General features: G+C 70.8%; 24 protein-coding genes. 3 read left to right on the top strand and 21 right to left on the bottom strand.

The genetic code is table 11. The features are described from left to right. The 4 genes from ACFO60_RS22050 to ACFO60_RS22035 form a co-directional block, all read right to left on the bottom strand. Entirely contained in the window at positions 1–255 is a 255-nt protein-coding gene (locus tag ACFO60_RS22050) for a hypothetical protein (protein ID WP_380842958.1), read from the bottom strand. Further along, the gene (locus tag ACFO60_RS22045) at positions 252–644 is read right to left on the bottom strand and encodes a DUF948 domain-containing protein (protein ID WP_380842956.1); all 393 of its coding nucleotides are present in this window, start codon (positions 642–644) and stop codon (positions 252–254) included. The genes ACFO60_RS22050 and ACFO60_RS22045 overlap by 4 nt, the downstream gene beginning before the upstream one ends. Positions 645–771: 127 nt before the next feature. Further along, positions 772–2,088, bottom strand: coding sequence for a replication-associated recombination protein A (locus ACFO60_RS22040; protein WP_380842954.1), 1,317 nt, complete (start codon positions 2,086–2,088; stop codon positions 772–774). Between the two features lie 53 nt (positions 2,089–2,141). Continuing rightward, the gene (locus tag ACFO60_RS22035) at positions 2,142–2,606 is read right to left on the bottom strand and encodes a hypothetical protein (protein ID WP_380842952.1); all 465 of its coding nucleotides are present in this window, start codon (positions 2,604–2,606) and stop codon (positions 2,142–2,144) included. A 289-nt stretch (positions 2,607–2,895) separates the two neighbouring features. On the opposite strand from ACFO60_RS22035, the gene ACFO60_RS22030 reads away from it, so the two are divergent. Beyond that, entirely contained in the window at positions 2,896–3,819 is a 924-nt protein-coding gene (locus ACFO60_RS22030) for a peptidylprolyl isomerase (protein WP_380842950.1), read from the top strand. Between the two features lie 70 nt (positions 3,820–3,889). Here ACFO60_RS22030 and aspS read toward each other — a convergent pair whose 3' ends face one another. The 3 genes from aspS to ACFO60_RS22015 are packed head-to-tail and all read right to left on the bottom strand — an operon-like array spanning position 3,890 to position 7,608. Then, positions 3,890–5,668, bottom strand: a complete 1,779-nt coding sequence (aspS, locus tag ACFO60_RS22025; protein ID WP_380842948.1) for an aspartate--tRNA ligase — start codon at positions 5,666–5,668, stop codon at positions 3,890–3,892. Then, positions 5,665–6,924: a histidine--tRNA ligase gene (gene hisS / locus ACFO60_RS22020; protein ID WP_380842946.1), complete on the bottom strand. Its 1,260-nt coding sequence runs from the start codon at positions 6,922–6,924 to the stop codon at positions 5,665–5,667. Before hisS ends, aspS begins: the two co-directional genes overlap by 4 nt. Beyond that, positions 6,925–7,608 carry an MBL fold metallo-hydrolase gene (locus tag ACFO60_RS22015; protein ID WP_380842944.1) on the bottom strand — a complete coding sequence of 228 codons (684 nt, stop codon included), beginning with the start codon at positions 7,606–7,608 and terminating at the stop codon, positions 6,925–6,927. It lies immediately after the preceding gene. A 192-nt stretch (positions 7,609–7,800) separates the two neighbouring features. On the opposite strand from ACFO60_RS22015, the gene ACFO60_RS22010 reads away from it, so the two are divergent. Continuing rightward, a complete protein-coding gene (locus ACFO60_RS22010) occupies positions 7,801–8,670 on the top strand; it encodes a peptidylprolyl isomerase (RefSeq protein WP_380842942.1) in 870 nt (289 codons plus the stop codon). Positions 8,671–8,729: 59 nt separating this feature from the next. Continuing rightward, positions 8,730–9,959: a DUF349 domain-containing protein gene (locus ACFO60_RS22005; protein WP_380842940.1), complete on the top strand. Its 1,230-nt coding sequence runs from the start codon at positions 8,730–8,732 to the stop codon at positions 9,957–9,959. Between the two features lie 117 nt (positions 9,960–10,076). Here the strand turns inward: ACFO60_RS22005 and ACFO60_RS22000 are convergent, their stop codons facing one another. The 14 genes from ACFO60_RS22000 to ACFO60_RS21935 all read right to left on the bottom strand — a co-directional run bounded on the left by ACFO60_RS22000 (position 10,077) and on the right by ACFO60_RS21935 (position 25,906). After that, entirely contained in the window at positions 10,077–12,263 is a 2,187-nt protein-coding gene (locus tag ACFO60_RS22000) for a RelA/SpoT family protein (protein WP_380842938.1), read from the bottom strand. A 235-nt stretch (positions 12,264–12,498) separates the two neighbouring features. Then, positions 12,499–13,017, bottom strand: a complete 519-nt coding sequence (locus tag ACFO60_RS21995; RefSeq protein ID WP_380842936.1) for an adenine phosphoribosyltransferase — start codon at positions 13,015–13,017, stop codon at positions 12,499–12,501. A 106-nt stretch (positions 13,018–13,123) separates the two neighbouring features. Continuing rightward, on the bottom strand, positions 13,124–14,206 hold the full coding sequence (gene secF, locus ACFO60_RS21990; RefSeq protein WP_380842934.1) for a protein translocase subunit SecF: 1,083 nt from the start codon (positions 14,204–14,206) through the stop codon (positions 13,124–13,126). After that, positions 14,206–15,948, bottom strand: coding sequence for a protein translocase subunit SecD (gene secD, locus ACFO60_RS21985; protein ID WP_380842932.1), 1,743 nt, complete (start codon positions 15,946–15,948; stop codon positions 14,206–14,208). Before secD ends, secF begins: the two co-directional genes overlap by 1 nt. Before the next feature lie 81 nt (positions 15,949–16,029). Continuing rightward, positions 16,030–16,383 (bottom strand): preprotein translocase subunit YajC, encoded by a 354-nt coding sequence (gene yajC / locus ACFO60_RS21980; protein ID WP_380842931.1) that lies wholly within the window; start codon positions 16,381–16,383, stop codon positions 16,030–16,032. A gap of 473 nt (positions 16,384–16,856) precedes the next feature. Further along, positions 16,857–17,918 carry a Holliday junction branch migration DNA helicase RuvB gene (gene ruvB / locus ACFO60_RS21975; RefSeq protein ID WP_380842929.1) on the bottom strand — a complete coding sequence of 354 codons (1,062 nt, stop codon included), beginning with the start codon at positions 17,916–17,918 and terminating at the stop codon, positions 16,857–16,859. Between the two features lie 28 nt (positions 17,919–17,946). Continuing rightward, on the bottom strand, positions 17,947–18,567 hold the full coding sequence (gene ruvA / locus ACFO60_RS21970) for a Holliday junction branch migration protein RuvA (protein WP_380842927.1): 621 nt from the start codon (positions 18,565–18,567) through the stop codon (positions 17,947–17,949). Beyond that, a complete protein-coding gene (gene ruvC, locus ACFO60_RS21965) occupies positions 18,564–19,166 on the bottom strand; it encodes a crossover junction endodeoxyribonuclease RuvC (RefSeq protein WP_380843002.1) in 603 nt (200 codons plus the stop codon). The genes ruvA and ruvC overlap by 4 nt, the downstream gene beginning before the upstream one ends. Positions 19,167–19,277: 111 nt before the next feature. Further along, on the bottom strand, positions 19,278–20,444 hold the full coding sequence (locus tag ACFO60_RS21960; protein ID WP_380842925.1) for a GNAT family N-acetyltransferase: 1,167 nt from the start codon (positions 20,442–20,444) through the stop codon (positions 19,278–19,280). A gap of 166 nt (positions 20,445–20,610) precedes the next feature. Continuing rightward, complete coding sequence (locus tag ACFO60_RS21955) at positions 20,611–21,360, bottom strand: YebC/PmpR family DNA-binding transcriptional regulator (RefSeq protein WP_380842923.1); 750 nt, start codon at positions 21,358–21,360, stop codon at positions 20,611–20,613. 3 nt (positions 21,361–21,363) lie between these two features. After that, positions 21,364–21,954, bottom strand: a complete 591-nt coding sequence (gene pdxT / locus ACFO60_RS21950) for a pyridoxal 5'-phosphate synthase glutaminase subunit PdxT (RefSeq protein WP_380842921.1) — start codon at positions 21,952–21,954, stop codon at positions 21,364–21,366. A 167-nt stretch (positions 21,955–22,121) separates the two neighbouring features. Beyond that, positions 22,122–23,630, bottom strand: coding sequence for an alkaline phosphatase D family protein (locus tag ACFO60_RS21945; RefSeq protein ID WP_380842919.1), 1,509 nt, complete (start codon positions 23,628–23,630; stop codon positions 22,122–22,124). Positions 23,631–23,831: 201 nt separating this feature from the next. After that, a complete protein-coding gene (pdxS, locus tag ACFO60_RS21940) occupies positions 23,832–24,749 on the bottom strand; it encodes a pyridoxal 5'-phosphate synthase lyase subunit PdxS (RefSeq protein ID WP_380842917.1) in 918 nt (305 codons plus the stop codon). A 140-nt stretch (positions 24,750–24,889) separates the two neighbouring features. After that, positions 24,890–25,906 (bottom strand): DUF3048 domain-containing protein, encoded by a 1,017-nt coding sequence (locus ACFO60_RS21935; protein WP_380842915.1) that lies wholly within the window; start codon positions 25,904–25,906, stop codon positions 24,890–24,892. Between the last annotated feature and the right edge of the window lie 22 nt (positions 25,907–25,928).

Below are 25,928 nucleotides of genomic sequence, written 5' to 3'. Positions count from 1 at the left end.
TCAGCGGCCATCCTTTACGTCGTTGTCGTGGGTTTCTTCAACACTGTCGATGCCGAACCGCGCTCGCAACTCGGTTTCCCTGCCTGCCGACAGGTGCCGGACCTCGGCGGCGAACAGGCGCGCCTCGGCGGCGAGGTCCATGGCGTGGCCGGCCGTGCGGCGCGCGAGATGGTCGGGCTTCAACGTTTGCAGCTTACGCATCACCCAGACCGCGATGTACGCGCCCAGGGCCATGTAGAACAGCCGGCGGATCACGAGCGCCCCCGCCTGCCGCCGGAGGTGAGGGCGGCGTGCCGGCGCCGGCCGGTGAGCGCGGCGCGCAGGGCGTGCAGGAACGACGCGATTTTGATCAGCGGCCTGGCCAGCAGCGTGGAGGCGATGCCGGTGACCCTGACCATGTTGCCGCTGACCTGCTTCATGTCGACCGCGATCGCCTCGACGGCGACCAGCTGGCGGTTGGTCTCTGTGACCGTGACGCTGACGTCGTCCAGCAGCGGGATGACGCGCTCGCTGAGGTCGGCGACCATCTTGGCGGTCTCGGTGAGCAGCCGGGCCAGCCGCACCAGCACCACGGCCATGAAGCACACCAATATCGCCCAGAACATGGCGACGATGAGGCCTGCGACCTCTCCCGCGGTAAGCATGTCGATGCGTCCCCTCGTAGGTGGCCTGCGGATGTCCGACCCGGCCGGGGCGATGGAATGGGGAGACCCTATCGCGCCCGGGCCCGGCGCCCGCGCTGAGCGCGCCCGTCTGTGGACGGCGGGGCGGTCACCGCGCGCCGCGCAGGAACTCGCGGATCTTCGCCCACCGGTCGGCGAAGTGCGCCTCGGCGCCGTGGCGGGTCGGCTCGTAGTACCGGCGGGCGCGGACCTCCTCGGGCGCGTAGTCCTGCCTGACCAGGCCGTGCTCGAAGTCGTGCGGGTATTGGTAGCCCTTGCCGTGCCCGAGCTTGGCCGCGCCGGGGTAGTGGGCGTCGCGCAGGTGACCGGGCACCTGGCCGATCAGCCCTTTGCGCACGTCGTCGGAGGCGGCGCCGATCGCCGTGACGACGGCGTTGGACTTGGGGGCCAGCGCGCAGTGGATGACCGCCTGGGCCAGGTTGATGCGGCCTTCGGGCAGGCCGATCATCTGCACGGCCTGGGCGGCGGCGACCGCGACCTGCAGGCAGGCGGGATCGGCCATCCCGACGTCCTCCGAGGCGAAGATCATGATGCGGCGGGCCAGGAACCGGGGGTCCTCGCCCGCCTCGATCATGCGGGCGAGGTAGTGCAGGGCCGCGTCGGCGTCCGAGCCGCGCATGCTCTTGATGAAGGCGCTGATGACGTCGTAGTGCTGGTCGCCCTGCCGGTCGTAGCGCACGGCGGCCTTGTCGACGGCCTTCTCGACGGTCTCCACCGTGATCTCGCCCCGGGGGACGAGCAGCGCCGCGGCCTCCAGGTAGGTGAGCGAGCGGCGGGCGTCTCCCCCGGCCAGGCGCACCAGGTGCTCCATGGCCTCGGGCGCGAGGGTGACCTCGCCGGACAGGCCGCGCGGGTCGGTCAGCGCCCGGTCCAGGACGTCCCGGACGTCGGCCTCGGACAGCGACTCCAGCGTCAGCAGCAGCGAGCGCGACAGCAGCGGGGAGATGACCGAGAAGAAGGGATTCTCGGTGGTGGCGCCGATGAAGGTGACCCAGCGGTTCTCCACGGCCGGCAGCAGTGCGTCCTGCTGTGCCTTGTTGAAGCGGTGCACCTCATCGACGAACAGGACCGTCTGGCGGCCGGTCATGCCGAGCTCGCGTTTGGCCTGGTCGATGGCCGCCCTGACCTCCTTGACCCCCGCCGAGACGGCCGACACCTCGATGAAGCGGCGCTTGGTCACACCGGCGACGACGTAGGCCAGGGTGGTCTTGCCGGTGCCGGGAGGACCCCACAGGAACAGCGACATGGGGGCCTCGCTCTCGACCAGCCGGCGCAGCGGGGTGCCCTGGCCGAGCAGGTGGCGCTGGCCGATCACCTCGTCGAGGGTGCGGGGCCGCATGCGCACCGCCAGCGGCTCCTGGCCCCTGTGGGCCTCCTCCGCCGCCGAATCGAACAAACTCTCCACGCGTCGACACTACCGCCGGCGCGGCGCGGCTCACGGCCGCGCCGCAAGCGGTGTCAGCGGGCCCAGACCGCCGTCGCCCCGGTGTGGCCGGCCCGCAGGACGTAGAAGCCGGCCGCGAGGGCGAGCAGCACGGTGACCACGGTCAGGACCACGGTGGTGATCCTGCCGAGCTTGCGGGCCGAGTAGACCAGCAGGAGAGAGGAGACGCCCAGGCCCACCGCGCTGAGCAGCAGGGGGTTGGCGTAGCTCTGGTGCTCGGTGATGCGCGCCCCGAGCGCGCCCTCGGGCAGGCCGCCCGCGAACATGCCGTCGAAGAACGCCTCGCCGCTCTCCTTGGCCGCGAAGGCGGCGGCCGGGGCGGCGATCGCGAGCAGGACGACCGCCCAGCCGATGGAGGGACGCACACGGGGCACCGCGCCGTACACCACCGACCCCACGGCGAGCAGCGGGATGAGGATCACGGCGGCATGGATGATCAGGGGGTGGGCGGGCAGGCCGAGAATCTGGTCGAACATCATGGCTCCTGTCAGTGGCTCGTCCCCTGTACGGATCCCGCCGGGGCGAGGTTCCGATGTGGGCCGGACGGCGCGGTCCCCCTCCACCGCGCCCCCATGGTGGCGGGTCCGGCGTCAAACCGCCATAAGAAATTCCTCTCGGCAACCTTCCTCGATGCAACCACAGCACGCGGTGGCCGGCGGGGGACGATCGACCGGCCTACCGAACTGGGCGTTTTATACGGGCTCGACGTAAAGGCCGGTACGATTCCCGAGCACATCAAGTCATCTATCGGCAAATGGAAGGCATACCGTGACCGACGTGGATCGCCAGACCCAGCTGGCACGGGAGCACCGCGAGCGACAGCAACAGCGCACCCAGGACACCGGCAAGTCCAGGCGGAACACGGTCATCGGCGCCGTCCTCGGCGTGGTGGTCGTGGGCGGCGGCATCTTCGCCGCGACCACGCTCATGGGGAACGACCGAGACGGCAAGCCGACGGCCGCCGATCCCACCGGCTCCGCCTCCGCCTCCTCCGCGGCCTCGCCGGGAGCCTCCGCACCGGTCGCCCTGCCCAGCACGAGCGCCGCCCCCGCCGGCACGACCTGCGAGTACCGCAAGGACGACTCCGGAGCGCCGGCCAAGAAGGTCGGCACGCCGCCGTCCAAGCCGGACACCCGGGGCAGGAACATGGTGATCACCACGAACCAGGGGACGATCGTCATCGAGCTCGCCACCGCGCAGACGCCGTGCACGGTGAACTCCTTCGAGTTCCTCGCCAAGAAGAACTTCTTCGACAACACGCGCTGCCACCGCCTCGCGACGGTGGACACCGTGGGCCTGGGCATGCTGCAGTGCGGCGACCCGCTGGCCAAGGCCGACGGCAAGCACGCCACCGACGGCTCAGGCGGCCCGGGATACCTCTTCGGCGACGAGAACCTCGGCGGCATCCCGCTCGGCAGGGGAACGGTCGCGATGGCGCAGGCCTCAGAGGACGCCAACTCCAACGGCAGCCAGTTCTTCATCTCCTTCTCGGACGAGAACACCCAGCTGACCGCCTCCGGCGCCGCCTTCACCCCGTTCGGCGTGGTCAAGCAGGGCATGAACGTCATCGACAAGATCGCCAAGGGCGGCATCATCCCCTTCAACGACGACCCCATGGCCGACGTGCGCGGCGAGGGCTCCAACGCCCCCAAGCTCCCGGTGATCATCAAGGATATGAAGATCACCCGGTAGGGACCCGGAGACGAACGAGCCCCGGCGCGCCATGCGCGCCGGGGCTCGATGCGTCAGCACCCGCGGGCGGTCACCCGGTGGCCTTGCGCGCCTCCGTGGGGGCCGCAGGAGCCCGCCCGGCGTCCACCCCGGCCTCCTTGCGCTGCGCGGGGGTGATCGGCGTCGGAGCGGCCGTCAGCGGGTCGAACCCGGAGGCGGTCTTCGGGAACGCGATCACGTCGCGGATGGAGTCGCCTCCCGACAGCAGCATGCAGACGCGGTCCCAGCCGTAGGCGATGCCGCCGTGCGGAGGCGGGCCGTACTTGAACGCCTCAAGCAGGAAGCCGAACTTGCTCTCGGCCTCCTCCTTGGAGATGCCGAGCACCTCGAACACCCGCTGCTGCATCTCGGCCCGGTGGATACGGATCGAGCCGCCGCCGATCTCCATGCCGTTGCACACCATGTCGTAGGCGTACGCCAGGGCCTCGCCCGGCCGCTCCTGGAAGGTGTCGGCCCACTCGGGCTTCGGACCGGTGAAGGGGTGGTGCACGGCCGTCCAGCCCGTCTGGCGGCCCACCTCGTCGAGCACCGGCTCGAACATCGGCGCGTCGACGACCCACAGGAAGCTCCACTGCGACTCGTCGATCAGGCCGCAGCGCCGCCCGATCTCCAGGCGGGCCGCACCCAGCAGGTCGCGCGAGGGGCCTTGAGGGCCGGCGGCGAAGAAGACCGCGTCGCCCACGGAGGCGCCGACGGCCTCGGCGAGGCCCGCGCGCTCTTGCTCGGAGAGGTTCTTGGCGACCGGCCCGCCGAGCTGGCCGTCCGCCTGCACCAGCACGTACGCGAGCCCCCTGGCCCCGCGCGCCTTGGCCCAGTCCTGCCAGGCGTCCAGCTCCTTGCGGGTCTGGGAGGCGCCCCCGGGCATGACGACGGCGCCGACGTAGGGCGCCTGGAAGACGCGGAAGGTGGTGTCGGCGAAGTAGCCGGTCATCTCGACCAGCTCGCAGCCGAACCGCAGGTCGGGCTTGTCGGAGCCGAAGCGGGCCATCGCCTCGGCGTAGCTCAGCCGGGGAAGCGGCGTGGGCAGCTCGTAGCCGACCGTCTCCTTCCAGATGCGCCCGATCAGCGCCTCGCCGAGGGCGATGACGTCGTCCTGGTCCACGAACGACATCTCGACGTCGATCTGGGTGAACTCCGGCTGCCGGTCGGCGCGCAGGTCTTCGTCGCGGAAGCAGCGGGCGAGCTGGTAGTAGCGCTCGAGCCCGCCGACCATCAGCAGCTGCTTGAACAGCTGCGGCGACTGCGGCAGCGCGTACCAGCTGCCCGGCTGGAGCCGCACCGGCACCAGGAAGTCGCGGGCGCCCTCAGGGGTGGAGCGGGTGAGGTCGGGGGTCTCGACGTACAGGAAGCCGTGCTCGCGCATGACCTCGTGGGCCAGGTAGGTGGCCGCGGAACGGACGCGCAGCGCGTTCGCGACCTGCTGGCGGCGCATGTCGAGGTAGCGGTACTTCAGCCGCGCCTCCTCGGAGATGCCCGTGACGCCCTCGATCGGGAACGGCAGCGGCGCGGACTCGCTGAGCACCTCGACCTCCGAGGCCACGACCTCGATCTCGCCGGTCGGCAGCTCGGGGTTCTCGTTGCCCTCGGGGCGGGCGCGGACCACTCCGGCGATCCTGACGCAGTACTCCGAGCGGAGGTCGTGCGCGTGGTCCTCCTCACGGAAGACCACCTGCGCCGAGCCGGACGCGTCGCGCAGGTCGATGAAGACCACGCCGCCGTGGTCACGGCGGCGTGCCACCCAGCCGGCCAGCGTCACCTGCTGGCCGGCGTGCTCCTTGCGCAGCGATCCGGCGGTGTGCGTGCGGATCATTTGGTCAGTTTCTCCTTCAAGGTCGTGACGATCTCGGCGAGTGGCACGGCGGTCTGGTCGCCGCTTGCCAGGTCCTTCACCTGCGCGGACCCGGCGGCGATATCTCGCTCGCCGAGGATCACCGCGTACGTGGCCCCGGAGCGGTCGGCGCCCTTCATCGCGCCCTTGAGCCCCTTGCCGTCGAAGGCCATGTCAGCGGCGACGCCCGCCGCCCGCAGCCCGTTGACGAGCGTGAACATCCGCCGCGCGGCCTCCTCGCCGAGCGGGACGCCGAACACCGCGACGCGGGCGGGCGCCTGCTGGGCGAGACCCTCGGCCTCCACCGCCATGATGATGCGGTCGACGCCCACGGCGAAGCCGATGCCGGGCAGCGGCGGGCCGCCGATGTCCTCCGAGAGGCCGTCGTAACGGCCGCCGCCGCCGATGCCCGACTGGGCGCCGAGCAGCGGGTGGTCGAACTCGTAGGTGGTGCGAGTGTAGTAGTCCAGGCCGCGCACCAGCCGCGGGGTGTCCTCGAAGGGGATGCCGAGGTCCTCCAGCAGGGAGCGCACGCGGTCGTGGTGGGCCTTGCAGGACGCGCACAGGTGGTCGGTGATCAGCGGGGCGTTCTCGACCTGGGCCCTGACCTCGGGACGCTTGTCGTCGAGCACCCGCAGCGGGTTGACCTCGATGCGCGCCCGGGTGGCCTCGTCCAGGTCGAGCCCGCGGAGGAAGTCCTGCAGGGCGGCGCGGTAGGCCGGGCGGCACTGCTTGCAGCCCAGGGTGTTCAGCAGCAGCCGCACCTGCCGCAGGCCGAGGGCCTGGTAGCCGGCCCAGGCGATGGCGATGGTCTCGGCGTCGACGGCGGGGTCCTCCGTGCCGATGGCCTCCACGTCGAACTGCTGGAGCTGGCGGTAGCGGCCCGCCTGCGGGCGCTCGTAACGGAAGGCCGGGCCGGTGGTCCACAGCTTGACCGGCAGCTGGCCGGTGTGCAGGCCGTGCTCCAGCGTCGAGCGCATCACCCCGGCGGTGAACTCGGGCCGCAGCGTCACCGAGCGGCCGCCCCGGTCGGCGAAGGTGTACATCTCTTTGCTCACGACGTCGGTGGACTCGCCGACGCCCCGCGCGAACAGCTCGGTGTCCTCGAAGACCGGCACCTCGATGTAGGAGTAGCCGGCGTTCTCGGCGGCCGCGGCGAAGGCCGCGCGGGCCGCGAGGAAGGTCGCCGAACGCGGCGGAAGATATTCTGGTACGCCCTTGGGCGCCTGAAAGCTCATCTACAGTCCCCTGGTTGGGCCCGCGAACGGCGCCGCCTCGGCGAGGTACGGGTTCGTCGCGCGTTCGCGGCCGATCGTCGTCTTTGGTCCGTGACCGGGCAGCACCGTCGTGTCGTCCGGCAGCGTCAGGCAGACGCCGCCAAGACTGCGCAAGATGGTCGGGTAGTCGCCGCCCGGGAGGTCGGTGCGCCCGATGGAGCCGGCGAACAACAGGTCTCCTGAGAACATCACACGCTCATCCGGAAGCCTGAACGTCACCGACCCCCTGGTATGCCCGGGCGCGTGGTCGACGGTGATGGCCATGCCGGCGATCTCGAGCACCGCGCCGTCCGACAGCTCGCGCACGTCGTCGGGCTCGGTGAACCGCAGCCCGCCGAAGAGCTGCTGGCGGGCCATGAGCGAGAGACCCTTGCCCGGATCGGTCAGCATTTCACGATCTTCGGGGTGGATCCAGGCGGGCACGTCCTTCGCTCCGCAGACCGGCGCGACCGACCACACGTGATCGATGTGACCGTGCGTCAGCAGCACGGCGACCGGCTTGAGCCGGTGCTCGCGCAGCATGTCGTCCAGGCCTTCGACAACGTCCTGACCTGGGTCGACGATCACGCACTCCTCTCCCGCGGCGGGCGCGACCACGTAGCAGTTGGCCTGGAAGGAGCCTGCGGGAAAGCCGTCGATGAGCACGGAAGCGGTCCTCGGTGTGATCGATCTCGTCAAGGAAAGCGGATGGGAATGTAACCGAAGGGTACCGGTGCGGGTCGCCGGGCTGCGAACCATTACCCGTGGGCCGATACGATTCGCCCACTCCATAAAGGTGGCGGTCGTCCAGTGAGGCGACCAAACAGGATCAACTCGGACAGTCGGGAGGGCACAGCGGTGGCGACCGGCAAGGAACGTCAAAAGCAGCTGGCACGAGAGCATTACCAACGGCAGGTCGAGCGGCGCGCCAAGCGGCAGGCCAAGCAGAAGCAGCTGGCGATCATCGCCACCAGCGTGGGCGTTCTCTTGGTGGTCGGCGGCATCTTCGCGGCCGTCGCGCTGGTCGGAGGCTCCGGCCCCGACCCTCAGGCAGCGACGGCGACCCCTTCGGCCGCGCCCTCCGCGGCGCCCTCCGCGGCGGCGGCGGGGCCCAAGCCTTACGACGCGGCCACCAACACCTGTGACTACGTCGCCGACACCAACGGCGCCCCGGCGAAGAACGTCGGCATGCCGCCGGCCAAGCCGGACAAGTCCGCCAAGACGATGACCATCAGCACCAACCACGGCGACCTCGTGGTGGCCCTCGCCACCGACAAGGCGCCCTGCACGGTCAACTCCATGGCGTTCCTGGCCAAGAAGAAGTACTTCGACGGCTCGAAGTGCCACCGCATGGGGCCGGCGAGCTTCCCGATGCTGCAGTGCGGCGACCCGCTGGCCAAGGCCGACGGCAAGAGCCAGACCGACGGCCAGGGCGGGCCGGGCTACCGCCTGGCCGAGGAGAACCTCTCCGGCGCCAAGTACACCCGCGGGGTGGTCGCCATGGCCAAGAGCCAGGCGCCCGGCAGCACGGGCAGCCAGTTCTTCATCATCCTCGGTGACCTGCAGCTCCCCGCGGAGTACACACCATTCGGTACCGTCACAAAGGGGCTCGAAATCCTCGACGATGTGAGCAAGAAGGGTGTGCTGCCCGGAGGCATGGGCGACGGCTCGGGAGCTCCGAAGGACCCGGTCGAATTCAAACACGTGACAATCTCTGGCAAGAGCTGACGTAATACAACCAAGGACGCACGGCGTCCTGGAGGCTGATTCGAGTGCGGGAGGACACGGTGAGCACCGACCCGTGGGGCCGGGTAGACGACGACGGCACCGTCTACGTTCGTACGGCCGAGGGAGAACGGGCCGTCGGGTCCTGGCAGGCCGGTGAACCGGAAGAGGCCCTCGCCTACTTCCATCGCAAATACGACGAGCTGGCGACCCAGGTGGAACTGCTGGAGCAGCGGCTCCGCGGCACCGACCTGCCCCCCGCGCAAGCGGAGGCGACGATCGTCAAGTTGCGCGAGTCGATCGCGGAGGCGCACGCGGTCGGCGATCTCGGCGCCCTGGAGGGCCGCCTGGCCGCGCTGAGCGAGCTGGTGGGCAAGCGCCGCGAGGAGGTCAAGGCCGCCCGCGACCAGGCACGCGCCCAGTCGCGGGAGATCAAAGAGCGCATCGTCGCCGAGGCCGAGCGCATCGCCGAGGACACCACTCACTGGAAGTCCGGCGGTGAGCGGCTGCGCCAGCTCGTCGAAGAGTGGAAGGCCGCCGAGCGCATCGACCGGGTGACCGAGGCGGCCCTGTGGAAGCGGCTGTCGGCCGCCCGCACGGCGTTCGCCAAGCGGCGCAAGTCCTACTTCGCCGGGCTGGACGAGCAGCGCGAGTCGGTGCGCAGCATCAAAGATCGCATCGTCGCCGAGGCCGAACAGCTGGCCACCTCGACCGACTGGGGTGAGACCGCCTCGGCCTACCGCGAGCTCATGCGGCAGTGGAAGAACGCCGGCCGCGCCTCGCGCGAGGCCGAGGACGAGCTGTGGACGCGCTTCAAGGGCGCCCAGGACCAGTTCTTCCAGGCCCGCTCGGCGGTGTTCGCCGAACGCGACGCCTCGCTCCGGGAGAACGCCGAGGCCAAGGAGCGCATCCTCGCCGACGCCGAGCGCATCCTGCCGGTGACCGACGCCCGGGCCGCGCGCGGCGCGCTGCGCGCCGTGCTGGAGCGCTGGGAGGCCGTCGGCCCGGTGCCACGGGAGTCGCGGGACAAGCTCGAGGGCGGCCTGCGCCGCATCGACGAGGCCGTGCGCAAGGCCGAGGAGACCGAGTGGAAGCGGTCCAACCCCGAGGCGCGCGCACGGGCGCAGAACACCGTCGACCAGCTCCGCAGGTCCATCGAGCAGCTCGAAGGGCGCCTCGCCAAGGCGTCCGCCGCGGGCAAGGACAAGGACGTCAAGGAGGCCGAGGAGGCCATCGCCGCCCGCCGCTCGTGGCTGGAGGAGGCCGAGCGCACCCTCGCCGAGTTCTCCTGAGCCGGTTCCGCTGAGCCGATTCCCCCGACCGGCTCTCGCGAGCCGCTTCCGCTGAGCCGGCTCTCGCGGGCCGGGCCGGTGCCCCCTGCCGCGCGCGTTGCGCGGCGGGGGGCACCGTCAGTTGGTGACGCGGTAGACGTCGTAGACGCCCTGGATGTTGCGCACGGCCTTCAGCACGTGGCCCAGGTGCTTGGGGTCGCCCATCTCGAAGGTGAACTTGCTGACCGCGGTGCGGTCGCGCGAGGTCGTCACCGACGCCGACAGGATGTTGACGTGCTGGTCGGACAGCATGCGCGTGACGTCCGACAGCAGGCGCGGCCGGTCCAGGGCCTCCACCTGGATCGCCACCAGGAACACCGAGTCGTCGCCGGGCGACCAGCTCACCTCGACCAGCCGGTCGGGCTCGGTCCGCAGCTGCTCGATGTTGGGGCAGTTGGTGCGGTGCACCGACACCCCGTGCCCCCGGGTCACGAAGCCCACGATGTCGTCGCCGGGCACCGGCGTGCAGCAGCGTGAGAGCCGCACCCACACGTCGGAGTCGCCCGCCACGATGACGCCGGCGTTGGTGCCGGTGCGCGGGCGGCCCCGCATCTTCGTGGGGACGGCCGCCTCGGCGATGTCCTCCTCGGCGGCGTCCACTCCCCCGAGGGCCTGGACGAGCTTGTCGACCACCGACTGCGCGCCTGTGTGGCCTTCTCCGACCGCCGCGTACAGCGCCGAGACATCGGGGTAGCGAAGGTCCCTGGCGAGGGCCAGGAGGCTCTCTCCGGACATCAGGCGCTGCAACGGCAGGCCCTGCTTGCGCATGGCCCGGCCGATGGCCTCCTTGCCGGCCTCGATCGCCGTCTCGCGGCGCTCCTTGGAGAACCACTGGCGGATCTTGTTGCGCGCCCGGCCGCTCTTGACGAACTTCAGCCAGTCGCGGGACGGGCCGGCGTCGGGGGACTTCGATGTGAAGATCTCGACGGCGTCGCCGTTGCTCAGCCGCGATTCCAGCGGCACCAGGCGGCCGTTCACCCGGGCGCCGATGCAGCGGTGGCCCACCTCGGTGTGCACGGCGTAGGCGAAGTCGACCGGCGTGGCCCCTTCGGGCAGCGCGATCACCTGGCCGCGCGGCGTGAAGACGAACACCTCCGACACCGACAGGTCGAACCGCAGCGACTCCAGGAACTCGCCCGGGTCGGAGGTCTCCTTCTGCCAGTCGAGGAGCTGCCGCAGCCAGGCCATGTCACCGGCCTGCTTGACCCGCGCCCCGGCCGCGCCGGAGACGCCCATCTCTTCTTTGTACTTCCAGTGGGCCGCGACGCCGTACTCGGCGCGGTGGTGCATCGCGCGGGTGCGGATCTGCAGCTCGACCGGCTTGCCCTCGGGCCCGATGACCGTCGTGTGCAGCGACTGGTACATGTTGAACTTGGGCATCGCGATGTAGTCTTTGAACCGGCCCGGGACCGGGTTCCAGCGCGCGTGGATCGTTCCGAGCGCGGCGTAGCAGTCACGCACCGTGTCCACCAGCACGCGGATGCCCACCAGGTCGTAGATGTCGTCGAACGCCACCTCGCGCGCGATCATCTTCTGGTAGATCGAGTAGTAGTGCTTGGGCCTGCCCTTGACCGCCGCGCGGATCTTGGCCTCTCGCAGGTCGGCCGAGACCTTCTCGATGACCTCCTGCAGGAACAGGTCTCGACGGGGAGCGCGCTCGGACACCATGCGGGCGATCTCGTCGTACCGCTTGGGGTAGAGCATGCCGAACGCGAGATCCTCCAGCTCCCACTTGATGGTGTTCATGCCGAGCCGGTGGGCCAGCGGCGCGAAGATCTCCAGCGTCTCGCGGGCCTTCTGCTCCTGCTTGTGGCGGGGCAGGTAGCGCAGGGTGCGCATGTTGTGCAGGCGGTCGGCGAGCTTGATGACCAGCACGCGGATGTCGCGGGACATCGCGACGACCATCTTGCGCACGGTCTCGGCCTGGGCGGCGTCGCCGAACTTGACCTTGTCGAGCTTGGTGACGCCGTCGACCAGCAGCGCGATGCTCTCGCCGAAGTCGGCGCTCAGCTCGTCCAGGCCGTAGGCGGTGTCCTCCACGGTGTCGTGGAGCAGCGCCGCGCACAGGGTCTCGTCGTCGGTGCCGAGCTCGGCCAGGATCGTCGCCACCGCCAGCGGGTGGGTGATGTAGGGGTCGCCGCTCTTGCGTTTCTGATCACGATGGTGGTAGGCGGCCACATCGTAGGCACGCTCGATCAGGCGAAGGTCCGCCTTCGGATGCGTGGCGCGGACCGTCTTGAACAGCGGTTCCAGAACCGGATTCATCGCGCCACCCCATTGCCCCCCGAACCGCGAAAGCCTGCGGCGCGCGGCAGGCGCCGGCTTGTCGTCCGTGCCTGCGGACGTGGCTAAACCCGTATCGTCCGCGGGCGCGGAAACCGGCTCAGGGGTGTCGGTCACTTCGGGCAAGGCCACATCACGGGGCACTCAGACTCCTCACGTCGAGTCCAGATCCTCCAGTGTATCCACGCTGGGAACGCCGGCCTCGCGGAGGAGCCGATCAGACCACCACGAGGGCTCGCAGGTCGACGCCCGCCAGGCGGTCACGACCGTTGAGGAAGGCGAGTTCCATCAGCACGGACACGCCGACGACCTGGGCGCCTGCTCTGCTGATCAGCTCCACCGTCGCCTGGGCGGTGCCGCCCGTCGCGAGCACGTCATCGACGATGAGCACGCGGTCGCCCGGGCTGAAGGCGTCGCTGTGCACTTCGATGACGGCGGAGCCGTACTCCAGATCGTAGGACGCTTCCAGCGCCTCGGCAGGGAGTTTGCCCTTTTTCCGGACAGGCACAAACCCCGCGCCGACGCGGTAGGCCACCGGGGCCGCCAGGATGAAGCCGCGGGCCTCGATGCCGACGATCTTGTCGACCGCGAGGCCGTCGGCCAGCGCGTCGATCACCGAGGAGAACGCCGCGTGGTCGCCGAGCAGCGGCGTGATGTCCTTGAACATGACGCCCGGCCGCGGGTAGTCGGGCACGTCCCTGATGCGGTCGAGGATCGTCGTTGTCAGGTCGCTCATAGGGGGTTCCTTCCGGACGGCGGCGACGCGCCCCCAGATAGTAGCGACCGGCAGCCGAGCGCCCCCGTGAGGGCTCACGGGGGCGCCAGGGAATGCCGGGTGCGGACTAGCGCTTCTTGCGCTTGCTCGCGGTCACCGCCCCGTTCGCGGAGCCGGTGGAGGTGGAGGCCGCGGCCGCGGGCTCCTTGCCCTTGGCCTTGCCGGAGGGAGCGGCGTCCTTCACGGCGGCGGCCCGGTTGGCGGCCAGTCGCTTGGCGAGCGCCATGTACTTCGGCTCGCGCTCCTTGAGGTTGGCCAGCAGCGGCGTCGCCACGCACAGCGAGGAGTACGTACCGACGATCATGCCGACGAACAGCGCCAGCGACAGGTCCTTCAACGTGCCCGCGCCGAACAGCGTGGTGCCGATGAACAGGATCGCGGCGACCGGCAGGATGGCCACCAGCGAGGTGTTCAGGGAGCGGATCAGCGTGTGGTTGAGCGCGTTGTTGGCGGCCTCGGTGTAGGTCATCTTGGCGGTCGTGCCGAGCTTGGCGGTGACCTCCTTGATCATGTCGAACACCACGACCGCGTCGTACAGCGAATAGCCGAGGATCGTCAGGAAGCCCAGCATGGTCGCCGGGGTGACCTCGAAGCCGGACCAGGCGTAGATGCCGGCCGTGATGACCAGGTCGTGGATCAGCGCGACCACGGCGGCCAGCGCCATCTTCCACTCGAAGGCCAGCGTGAGGTACAGGATGATCGCGACCATGAAGACCGCGAGGCCGATGATGGCCTTGTTGAGCACCTCGCCGCCCCAGGTGGCGCCGATGATCTGCTTGGAGATCTGCCTGTCCGAGACGCCGAACTTCGCGGAGATGGCGTCCGCGACCTTGGTCACGCCCGCTTCCGGAAGGCTCTGGGTGGTGACGCGCCAGCGCGGGCCGGCCTCCTGCACGATCACCTGATGGCCGCCGGCGGCCTCGACGGTGTCGCGGACCACCTCGATGGACGACGAGGCCGTCTTGTCGAAGTTGAACACCGAGCCGCCCTTGAACTCGATGCCGAGGTTGAGCCCCTGAAGGACCAGCCCGAGGATGGAGATCAGCAGAAGGAACCCGGAAAGGGCCGTCCAGAGCTTGTACCGGCCGACGAAGTCGACGTTGACCTCGCCGCGGTACAGACGGCGCCCGAGCGCACCGATGGTCGACATCAGCCCTCCTGCGGAACGGTCGTACGGGCCGCAGGCGCCTCACGGCTCATGCGCTCGGCGTCGAGGCCCGAAAGCTTGTGCCCCTTGGCGAAGAACGGGAGCTTGGCCAGCAGGGCGACGAACGGCTTGGTGAACAGGAAGACCACGGCGATGTCGATCAGCGTGGTCAGGCCCATCGCGAAGGCGAACCCGGCGACGCCGCCGACCGCCAGGAAGAACAGCACCACGGCGGCGATGAACATCACCGCGTCGGCGATGAGGATCGTGCGACGGGCACGGACCCAGGCGACCTCGACCGCCACCCGCAGCGACCGTCTGCCTTCCTTCATCTCGTCCCGCATGCGTTCGAAGTAGACGATGAAGGAGTCGGCGGTGATGCCGATCGAGACGATGAGGCCGATGACGTGCGCGAGCGACAGCCGGAAGTTCGCGTTGTGGCCGAGGATGGCCACGGTGCAGTACGTCAGGATGGTCGCCACCACCAGGCTCGCCACCGCGACGAGGCCGAGGCCCCGGTAGTACAGCAGCGAGTAGAGCACCACGAGGACCAGGCCGATGGCGCCCGCGAGCAGGCCGCCCCTGAGCTGGTCGGCCCCGAGCGAGCCGGAGACCTCCTCGATCGAGCTCTGCTTGAACTTCAGCGGCAGCGCGCCGTACTTGAGCTGGTTGGCCAGGTCGGTGGCGGTCTTCTGGGTGAAGCTGCCGGAGATGCGGGCCTGGCCGCCGGGGATGGGCTCTTCGATGACCGGGGCCGAGATGACCAGGCCGTCCAGCACCATGGCGAGCTGGTTGCGCGGCTGCGGGGCGCTGGTGATCTGGCCGGTGACCTTGGCGAACTCGCTGGCGCCCTTGCTCTTGAAGTTGACCGAGACGATCCACTCGCCGGTGGTGGAGTCGACGCCGGAGGTGGCGCCGGACACCTCGGTGCCCTTCACCGCCGCCTTCTCAAGGACGTACCGCGCGTCGCCCTCGGCGCTGCAGGCCGCGAGCTGCTTGTCGGGGTTGTCCTGGACGCCCTGGCCGCGGTCCTTCTTGGTGCAGTCGAGCTTCTTGAACTGCTCGGCCACGGCCGGGTCGACGCCGGTGAGGTCGACGCCCGCCATCGGGTCGTCGGGGGGCTGCGCGGTCGGCTGGCCCGAAGGGGCCGAGGCGCTCGGGGCCGGAGTCGCCTTGGCGCTCGACTCGGCCTTGCCGGTGCCGGAAGCGGAAGGAGCCGGGGTCGGGGCGGTCAGCGCCGACGACAGCGCGCGCCCGGCCGGCGTGGCGCTCGTCGCGGGCTTGGCCGTGGACGCGGGCTTGGCGGTCGAGGACGGCTTGCCGCTCTCGCCGGGCTTGGGAGTGCCCGTGCCGGAGGGCGCCGGCGTCGCGGGCGCGGTCGGCAGCGGGCTCGGCGGGATGACCGCCGGGGCGACCGCGAGCACTTGACGGAAGCGAAGCTCGGCCGTGGTGCCCAGAAGCCCGACGACCTCCTTCTGCCCGGCGCCGGGGACGGAGATGATGATGTTGTCACCCGACTTGGCGACCTCGGCGTCGGAGATGCCCGTGCCGTTCACCCGGTCGCGGATGATGTTGACGGCCAGGTCGAGGCTCTCTTGCGAGGGAGCCGCGCCCGTCTCCGTGACCGGGGACAGCGTCACCGTGGTGCCGCCGGCGAGGTCGAGGCCGAACTTGGGCACGAATGCCTTCTGCAGGGCCATCACCCCGCCCATGGCGAGGATGAGTACCAGGAGCGCCAGGAGCACGCGTCCCGGCTTACTCTGGCTACTGGTCGTTGGGGCCACTGGTGGTCAGTTCTTTCGTCAAGGGGTTTGCGGTGAGCCTACTCAGGACTTCTTGTCGGTCGAGCCCTCGTCCCCCCGGATCTCGGGGGCGTCGGCCGGCTGCACGTCGGTGACGGTCTCCGGCTCGCCGACTCCATTGTCCACCGTCTCCTCCTCGACCGGGACGAGCACGCGGCCGATGGAGGCCTTGACCCAGCGAGTCTCGACGCCGGGCGCGATCTCCAGGACCACGTCGTCGTCCTCGACGGCGATGACGGTCGCGAACAGGCCGGTCGTGGTCATCACACGGGTGCCCGGCGTCACATTGTTCTGCATTTGCGCCTGCTCCTGCTGCCGCTTGCGCTGCGGGCGGATGAGCAGGAAGTAGAACACCACGACCAGCAAGATCAGTGGCACGAACGATCCAAGGCCCTGCACGGGGCTTCCTTCCGATTAAAGATTGACCGGCCTGGCGCCGGAGGTCTGGCGACGATCGGCACGGCCCACACTGATCATGTCAGCGTACACAGCCAGCCAAGCCACGGAGTTTAGGCGAGCTTGTCAAAGCCCGGCAACGAACCCACGCTCCGGCACGCTGGAAAGTTCCCGTTGTCACCGATCTGTGACCGGCGGATACGACGTGCTTGAAACTTTCACCCCTGGCCCCGCAGCCACTGCGAGCGGCCCGGACGAGCTGGCAGACCACCCCATAAACCAGCACATCTCCCCGAGGGGCCGAAGATCCCAGTCAAGACGCCGGTCAAGACGCCGGGCCCGGCGGCCCTCCGGTCCCCCCGCAGGCGGCACGAGCCGCATCCGCGCGAAGCCTCGCAGGTGAGAAGGCCGAGGTGGAGCACGCCGGCCGGGACGTCGAGGCGGGGCCCGCCCGATCAGGGCGTGCGGCCGGGGTCGTCGAACAGGGCGCGCTGGGCCGCCGCGCCGAACGCGTCCGGCGGAGGGGTCATCCCCAGGTGCGTCCAGGCGGAGGCCGTGGCCACCCGCCCGCGCGGCGTGCGGGCGATGAGCCCCTGGCGCACCAGGAAGGGCTCGGCGACGACCTCCACGGTCTCGGGCTCCTCCCCCACCGACACGGCCAGCGTCGACAGTCCAACGGGACCGCCGCCGAACTTGCGCAGCAACGCGCCGAGGACGGCGCGGTCGAGCCGGTCGAGCCCTTCGGCGTCGACCTCGTACAGGTTGAGCGCGGCCGAGGCGATGTCCCTGGTGATCACGCCGTCGGTGCGGACCTCGGCGAAGTCGCGGACCCGCCTCAGCAGGCGGTTGGCGATGCGGGGCGTGCCCCTGGACCTGCGGGCGATCTCGTGCGCGCCCTCGTCGGGCAGGTCCAGCGCGAGCAGGCGCGAGGAGCGGCGCAGCACCTGCTCGAGCTCGGCCACGTCGTAGAAGTCCATGTGGGCGACGAAGCCGAACCTGTCGCGCAGGGGGGCGGGCAGCAGGCCCGCGCGCGTCGTGGCGCCCACCAGCGTGAAGGGCGCGATCTCCAGCGGGATGGCCGTGGCCCCCGGCCCCTTGCCGACCACGATGTCGACCCGGAAGTCCTCCATGGCCAGGTAGAGCATCTCTTCGGCGGGGCGGGCCATGCGGTGGATCTCGTCGATGAACAGCACCTCGCCCTCGGACAAGGTGGAAAGGATCGCCGCGAGGTCGCCGGCCCGCTCGAGGGCGGGCCCGGAGGTCAGCCGCAGGGGCATGCCGAGCTCGGCCGCGATGATCATGGCGAGGGTGGTCTTGCCGAGGCCGGGCGAGCCGCTCATGAGGACGTGGTCGGGCGGCCGGTTGCGGCGCAGCGCGCCTTCGAGCACCAAGGAGAGCTGCTCGCGCACCCGCCCCTGGCCGATGAACTCGCCGAGCCGCTTGGGCCGCAGCGCCGACTCGATGGCCTGCTCGTCTCCCTCGGCGTCCGGCGACACCAGGTCGCGCCCCATGCTCATCGAACGGCCTCCGTCACATGGTCGCGGCTCATCGGACGCTCAATGCCCGCAGGGCGGCCTTCAGCAGGGCGGCGACCGCGGGCGTGCGGCCCGCGGCCAGGTCGGCGTCGGCCTCGGGAGACACCACGGCGATCGCCTCGTCGGCGTCCTTGGCGGAGTAGCCGAGCCCGACCAGCCCCGAGTGCACCTGCTCGCGCCAGGCGGGCCGTCCGGCCTTGCCGTTGAGCGCGGCGGCGACGGCCTCGTCGGGAGTGCCCAGCTTGTCCTTGAGCTCAAGGATGATGCGCTGCGCGCCCTTCTGCCCGATGCCGGGCACCATGGTGAGCGCCTTGACGTCGGCCGAGGCCACGGCGACGCGCAGGACGTTCGGCGCGTGGACGGCCAGCATCGCCAGCGCGAGCCGGGGGCCGACGCCCGACGCGGTCTGCAGCATCTCGAAGACCACGCGCTCGTCGTCGGAGGCGAACCCGTAGAGGGTGAGCGACTCTTCGCGGACGACCAGCGAGGTGGCCAGCCGGGCCTGCTCACCCGCCCGCAGCCCCGCGAGCGTGCCCGGCGTGCAGAAGACCAGGACGCCGACACCGCCCACCTCGACCACGGCCGAGTCGGGGGCGATCGCGGCGACGCGACCGGAGACCGAGGCGATCACGTGTCCGCTCCTTTCGCGGGGAGGACCGGAGGCCGCGCCACGGCGCCCCTGGCGCCGCGCGGGCTCGCCGCCGGCGGGCGGGCGCCGGCCCTGGCCTTGGCGACCGCCTCGGCGAGGCGGTTCTGGGTGCCGCCGCGCCAGATGTGGCAGATGGCCAGGGCGAGCGCGTCCGCGGCGTCCGCGGGCTTGGGCATGGCGTCCAGGCGGAGCAGTCGGGTGACCATGGCGCCGACCTGGGCCTTGTCGGCGTTGCCGAACCCGGTGATGGCGGCCTTGACCTCTGAGGGCGTGTGCAGGGCGACGGGGAGCCCGCGGCGGGCGGCGCAGACGATCGCCACGGCCGACGCCTGGGCGGTGCCCATCACGGTGCGCAGGTTGCTCTGGCTGAAGACCCGCTCGACCGCGACGGCGTCCGGCCGGACCTCGTCGAGCCACCGCTCGATCTCGGCCTCGATGGCCACCAGCCGGGCGCCGATGTCGTCCTGCGCCGGGGTGCGCGCCACGCCCACCTTGACCAGCGACAGAGGGGCGCCCGCGCGCCCCTCGACGGCGCCGAGGCCGCAGCGGGTCAGCCCGGGATCGACCCCCAGCACCCGCAGTTCCGGCAGCCGCACCCGCATGCCTCCAACATCGCCGAACACCTGTTCGGGGGAACTGTACCGGGATCGCGGGCGCCGCGCACGCACCGGCGCACCGGCCGGGTCAGGGGATCAGAAGTAGTCGATCATGTAGGGCTTGGCCGCGAAGACCGCGCCCAGCCGGTCGTCGCCGGCCGGAGTGCCACCGGTGAGCAGCCCCGCGCGGCGCAGCGCGCTGGTCTGGACGCCGGCGAACAGGGCGGACATGCCGCCGATGGTGAGGCGGGCCGCGGCGTCCCCGGCGGGGCCCCGGACGGCGGTGGCCGTGCCCGCGCCGTCGCGGACGCGCAGCCGCCAGCCCCCGGAGTTGGCCGCGCGCCGCGGGTCGTCCACCACGACGACGGTGTCGAGGTCGACCCCGGCCGGGTAGCCGCGGCCGGCGACGGCCGCCGGCAGGTCGATGAGGCGGAACATCCAGCGCTTCTGCTTGACGGCGTCGGAGGAGCGCTCGCGCAGCAGCCACAGCATCGGGTCGTCGGGCTCGACGCTGGCCGTCACCGTGGTGGCGACCGACGAGGCCGTGCCGACCAGGGACCACAGCGCCCTGGCCGTCGCCTCGGACCCGGCCACCAGGTTGTCCACGTCGATGTTCCCGTCGTGCCAGCGGTAGAGGACGAAACCGTCGTCGGCGAGGTAGGCGAAGTCGTCGTCGTCGGCCAGCCAGCGCCGGGCAGCGGCCTCCTCCCAGCCCAAGGGCCCCGAGGCGCGCGTCGCGGCGTAGACGCGCGCCAGCGTGGCGAGCAGTTCGGGGGCGTCGTCCGGGCCCATCCGGCGCAGCTTGACGCCGCCGTCGCGGGCGGCGAGCCCGCGGAGGGACTCGGTGGGCACCGTGAGGCGGTTGCGGGCGCCGGCGTGCTCGTAGCCGGCGCCGCGGTACAGCGGCGTGGTGGCGGGATAGAGCGCCGAGATCGCGTGGCCGAAGTCGGCGCAGCGCTCGATGGTGGCCTGCATGAGGGAGCGGCCCACCCCGCGGCCGCGGTCCTCGGGGGCGACGGTGACGCTCGCGACCCCGCCCATCGAGATGGGCCGGCCGTGCCACCACTGGTCGAAGCGGATGATCCGGCTGGTGGCCATGAGCCGGCGGCCGTCGAAGACGCCGAGGTAGCGCCCCTCGGCCAGCGAGGGGGTCACCATGGCGCGCCATTGTTCGGCGCTGCTCGCCGGAATGGGGCCGAACGCGCGTTTGCGGTTGTCGAGCACGGCGTCGAGGTCGCCCACCGTCAGATCACGAAGTTCCACAACCGCTCAACCTATGGCCCCGCTTCGACCAGGTCGAACCATTTCGGCCCGCAGGACGCCCATGGGCCCCCAGAGGGCGGGCGACGCCACGCGCGCGCCCCGCGACGGCTCGGCTCCGCAGGACGAAGCCGACGCCGCGGGGCCCGGACATCCCGGCCCGAGGTGATCAGTCCAGTTTGGCGAGGACGTCGTCGGAGACGTCGAAGTTGGCGTAGACGTTCTGGACGTCGTCGCTGTCCTCCAGGGCGTCGATGAGGCGGAAGACCTTGCGGGCCGCGTCCTCTTCGAGGGGGACGCTGAGCGTCGGCATGAAGCTGCTCTCGGCCGAGTCGTAGTCGATGCCGGCGTCCTGCAGGGCCTTGCGGACCGGGACGAGGTCGCCCGCCTCGGAGACGACCTCGAAGGACTCGCCGAGGTCGTTGACCTCCTCGGCGCCGGCCTCCAGGACGGCGACCAGCACGTCGTCCTCGGTGAGAGCGCCCTTGGGGACGATGACGACGCCCTTGCGGTTGAACATGTAGGACACCGAGCCGGGGTCGGCCATGGAGCCGCCGTTGCGCGTCATCGCGACGCGGACCTCCGACGCGGCGCGGTTGCGGTTGTCGGTGAGGCACTCGACGAGCACCGCGACGCCGCTGGGCCCGTAGCCCTCGTACATGATGGTCTGGTACTCGGCGCCGCCCGCCTCGAGGCCGCCGCCGCGCTTGCGGGCGCGCTCGATGTTGTCGACGGGCACCGAGCTCTTGCGCGCCTTCTGGATGGCGTCGTACAGCGTCGGGTTGCCGTCCGGGTCAGGACCACCGGTACGGGCCGCCACCTCGATGTTCTTGATGAGCTTCGCGAAGAGCTTGCCGCGCTTGGCGTCGATCACGGCCTTCTTGTGCTTCGTCGTCGCCCATTTGGAGTGGCCGGACATCGGCTAGAGCTCCCTCACCATCTCGACAAAATACGAATGAACCCGCGTGTCCCCGGTCAGCTCGGGATGGAAGGACGTCGCGAGCAGAGGTCCCTGCCGGACCGCGACGATCCTATCCCCAGGCTCGGCCAGTCCCAGCACCTCGACATCCGCGCCGACCGACTCGACCCAGGGGGCCCGGATGAAGACGGCGCGCATGAGACCGCGTCCCGCGAAGTCCAAGGATGCCTCAAAGGAGTCGACCTGGCGGCCGAAGGCGTTGCGACGCACCACCATGTCGATGCCGCCGATCGTCTGCTGGCCCTCGATGCCGCCCTCGATGCGGTCGGCCAGCATGATCATGCCGGCGCAGGAGCCGTAGGTCGGCATGCCGGACTTGATGCGCATGCGCAATGGTTCGAGCAGTTCGAACGCCTCGGCGAGCTTCCACATGGTCGTGGACTCGCCGCCGGGGACGACCAGCGCGTCCACCGCCTCCAGTTCGGCCGGGCGGCGCACGGTCACCGCCCTCGCGCCGGCCGTTTCCAGGGCGCGGACGTGTTCACGCACGTCGCCCTGGAGGGCGAGCACGCCGATCTTCGGCGCTGAGGTCACCGGTCTTCCTCCCACCTGGTCCGCCGCTGGGCGTTCTGATGTCGACTGCCGACCGCCGAAGCGTACGGCCAAGTGGAACAACGTCCCAAACGGGGCCGGACTTCCCGGCGGAGCGGGCGCAGGAGCGGAGCGCGGCACGGCGGGGGCGGCGGGGCGGGGCCGCCGGGTCAGGTCTGGCGGACCAGGCCGGGGAGCCGGTCGGCGACGGTGAAGCCGGCGGCGGTCAGGGCGGGGGCGCCGGGGGTGCTCACGCGCCGCAAGATCTTGAAGTCGGCCCTGACCGAGGTGGGCTCCACCCTCAGCAGCAGGTAGCCGCGCCGCCGCAGGTGGAACTGCAGGTGGGGGTTGGTGTCGAGCAGCGCGTCCCTGGCGTGGTCGTGGTCGTGGCCGTCGCCGCCGCTGGTGACCGAGGTCACGGCCAGTTCGGTGCCGACCAGGGGTGAGTCCTCGTCGTCGTAGTCCAGGGCCAGGTCGCCGGCCCAGTGAGAGTGCACGTCGCCGGTCAGGACGATGGCGTTGCGCACGCCGGCGTCGAGCCAGCCGCGGGTGACCCTGGTGCGCGATCCCGAGTAGCCGTCCCAGGCGTCCTGCCGCACGACCTTCTCCGGCCCCGGGTACTTGGTCCGCTGGCCGAAGAAGACCTGCTGGCCGATGATGTCCCACTGCGCCTTGGACTCGCGGAACCCCTCTAGCAGCCACCGCTCCTGCTCGGTTCCGGTGATCGTCCGGTCGGGCGCCTCCGACTCCGGGCACTCCTTGAAGCCGGTCCCGCACACGGGGCGGTCGCGGTACTGGCGGGTGTCCAGCAGGTGCAAGGTGGCGAGGCTTCCCCAGCGCAGGCGGCGGTACAGGCGGATCACCGGGCCCTTGGGGATGGAGGCGCGGCGCAGCGGCATGTGCTCGTAGTAGGCGCGGAACGCGGCTTCGCGCCTCGCGGCCGACAGCAGGCTCGTCCAGTTGTTGCGGACCTCGTGGTCGTCCATGATCGGCACCCAGGGCGCCGCCGCGTGGGCGGCGCGCAGGTCGGGGTCGGTCTTGTAGAGGGCGTGCCTGCGCCGGTAGTCGGTCAGGCTGGTGGCCTCGGCGCCCTCGTGCTCGCGCACGTTGCCGCCGGGGCACGGCGCCTCTCCCTTGCCGTGCTCGTAGATGTAGTCGCCGAGGTGCAGGACCAGGTGCGGGTGCTCCTGCGCGACCCTGGTGTAGGCGGTGAAGTGCCCGTGCTGGTAGTTGGCGCACGAGGTCACCGCGAGGGTGAGCACCGCGACCGGCGAGCCGGGGGCGGGGGCGGTCACCGCGCGGCCGATGGGCGAGATGTAGGGGCCGGCCTTGAAGCGGTACCAGTACTCGCGGCCCGGCTCCAGCCCGCCGACCTCGGCGTGCACGGTGTGGGCCCATTCGTGCACGGCGTCCTCGCTGCCGCGCCGGACCACGCGGGCGCAGGCGGGGTCGGTGGCGACCTCCCAGTACACCGGGACGGGCACCGGCGGCATGCCGCCGTGGCCGTCCTCGGCGAGCGGCACGGGAGCGAGGCGGGTCCACAGGACGAAGCCGTCGGGCGACGGATCGCCGCAGGCGACTCCGAGCGTGAAGGGCTCGCCGTAGGGAGCGCTCAGAGGTGGCACCCCTGGCACTCCCGCTATCAGCCCCATCACGAGGAACGATCGCCTGTCGATCACATGACGATCATCAACTATGCACAGCAAACGCCAGGTATAGCCACACCCAGGTCAGAGCGGATATTTCCGGACGATCAGCACCGTCCGCCGGTCGGGCCGAAGGTCTCGACCGACATATCAGCATTCCGGACGGCAAATCGTCACGTACTGACATAACGCCTTCCCAGCGGCCGCGTCAGAACGCCGGGAAGGCGTGGAAGATTACCAGCCCCGGGTGGCCAGGCGCTCGGCCTCGGGAACCGTGGCGAGGTTGATGCCGACCATGGCCTCGCCCAGCCCGCGGGAGACCTTGGCGATCACATCGGGGTCGTCGTAGAAGGTGGTGGCCTTGACGATCGCCGCCGCGCGCTTGGCCGGGTCGCCGGACTTGAAGATGCCCGAGCCGACGAACACGCCCTCGGCGCCGAGCTGCATCATCATCGCGGCGTCCGCCGGGGTGGCGATGCCGCCGGCGGTGAACAGCACCACGGGAAGCCTGCCGGTCTTGGCGATCTCGGCGACCAGCTCGTACGGCGCGCGCAGCTCCTTGGCGGCGGCGTAGAGCTCGGCCTCGTCGAGGGCGGCCAGGCGCTTGATGTCGCCGCGGATCTGCCGCATGTGGCGGGTGGCCTCCACGACGTTGCCGGTGCCGGCCTCGCCCTTGGAGCGGATCATGGCGGCGCCCTCGGCGATGCGGCGCAGGGCCTCGCCGAGGTTGGTCGCCCCGCAGACGAAGGGCACGGTGAAGGCCCACTTGTCGATGTGGTTGGCCTCGTCGGCGGGGGTGAGCACCTCGGACTCGTCGACGTAGTCGACGCCGATGGCCTGGAGCACCTGGGCCTCGACGAGGTGGCCGATGCGGGCCTTGGCCATGACGGGGATCGAGACGGCCGCGATGATGCCGTCGATCATGTCGGGGTCGCTCATGCGCGAGACGCCGCCCTCGGCCCGGATGTCGGCGGGCACGCGCTCAAGGGCCATGACGGCGACGGCGCCGGCGTCCTCGGCGATCTTGGCTTGCTGCGGGGTGACGACGTCCATGATCACACCGCCCTTGAGCATCTCGGCCATGCCGCGCTTCACGCGGGCGGTGCCGGTGACGGCGGTGGTCTCGGTGACTTCGGGGGTGCTGCTGGACACGGTCTTACCTCACGAGCGTGACGACGGGTTCCCCTCCCATGTTAGGCGCTGATCAGCCCCGCCCTTGACGGCCGGATCGTCACAACTCGACGAGGACTTTGGACAAGTTGTACGGGTGGCGGCGGACGCGCGCCCCGCGATCAGGGCTGTACGGGCTTGGGGGCGGCCAGGACGACCCACACCTGGCCGCGGCTGAAGTTCATCGGCTCGCCGCCCTCGGTGGTGAAGACCGTGCCCTCCTTCTCCGAGGCGCGCGCCCATTCCGCCTTGTAGGCCTTGCCGTCGCGCAGCACGACCGCCTTGCCTGTGCCGGTGGTGTGGATCAGCGGCGTGTAGCTGCCGGTGAAGTCGTGGAACTCCGAGCGGGTGGTCTTGGCGTACTGGACGACGATGGTGGGCGCGCCGAGCTGGCCGCCCTCGGCCGCCATGTCCTTGCTGCCGTCCTGCGTCACGAGCCAGCGCTTCTGCGCGGCCGACCAGGCGAAGGTGAAGGTCGCGGCCGGGTACTTCACGGTGAACGACTTCTTGGGGGTCCCGCCCTCCGGCGCGTCGCCGAAGGTGAGGCCGATGTCGCGCGCCTTGGTGGCCTTGGGCGCCTTCGCCAGGAGTTTCCTCGTGTCCGCGAACAGGTTGTAGGGGGCGACGCGGCCCGGCTGGCGGAAGTACGCGCCCGGCGCGGCGCTGTCGGACACGTCGAACAGCGACGCCCGCTGGACGAGCGGGACCATCTTGCTCTGCACGCCCGAATAGGCCAGAGCGGGCTTGCCGAACATCGGCAGCAGGTGCAGGTCGGAGATGCGGGCGCTGCGGACCGGCCCGACCTTGGCGGGGATCTTGGAGGAGAAGACCGCCATGAGGCGGGTCAGGCCGCCCTCGACCTGCTCGACGAACACCAGGTCGGCGCTGCGCAGGCCGAGCTGGGGCTTGCCCGACGAGGTGTTCTCGATCTTCACGGCGAGCACCGGCCTGCGGCCCGCCACCGGCTGCCCGGTGAAGGGGTGCTCAGGCGGCGGGGCCGGCGTCGCCGGCGCCGACGCCGCGGGCTGGACGCCCTGCGACGCGGGCGCCGCGCCGCCGCCGGAGGACGAGCATGCCACGGCGGGCGCTAGGACGGCGGTTCCCGCCAGCGCGATGCCTACCACCCGTTTTACTGGCACAGCTGTGGCTCCTCCCGATTTC

Origin of the sequence: Sphaerisporangium dianthi (genome assembly GCF_042654065.1) — a bacterium.
Taxonomy (GTDB): Bacteria; Actinomycetota; Actinomycetes; order Streptosporangiales; family Streptosporangiaceae; genus Sphaerisporangium; species Sphaerisporangium dianthi.
Note: the sequence above shows the minus strand (reverse complement) of the source record. Positions and strands in the feature narration are given on the sequence as shown.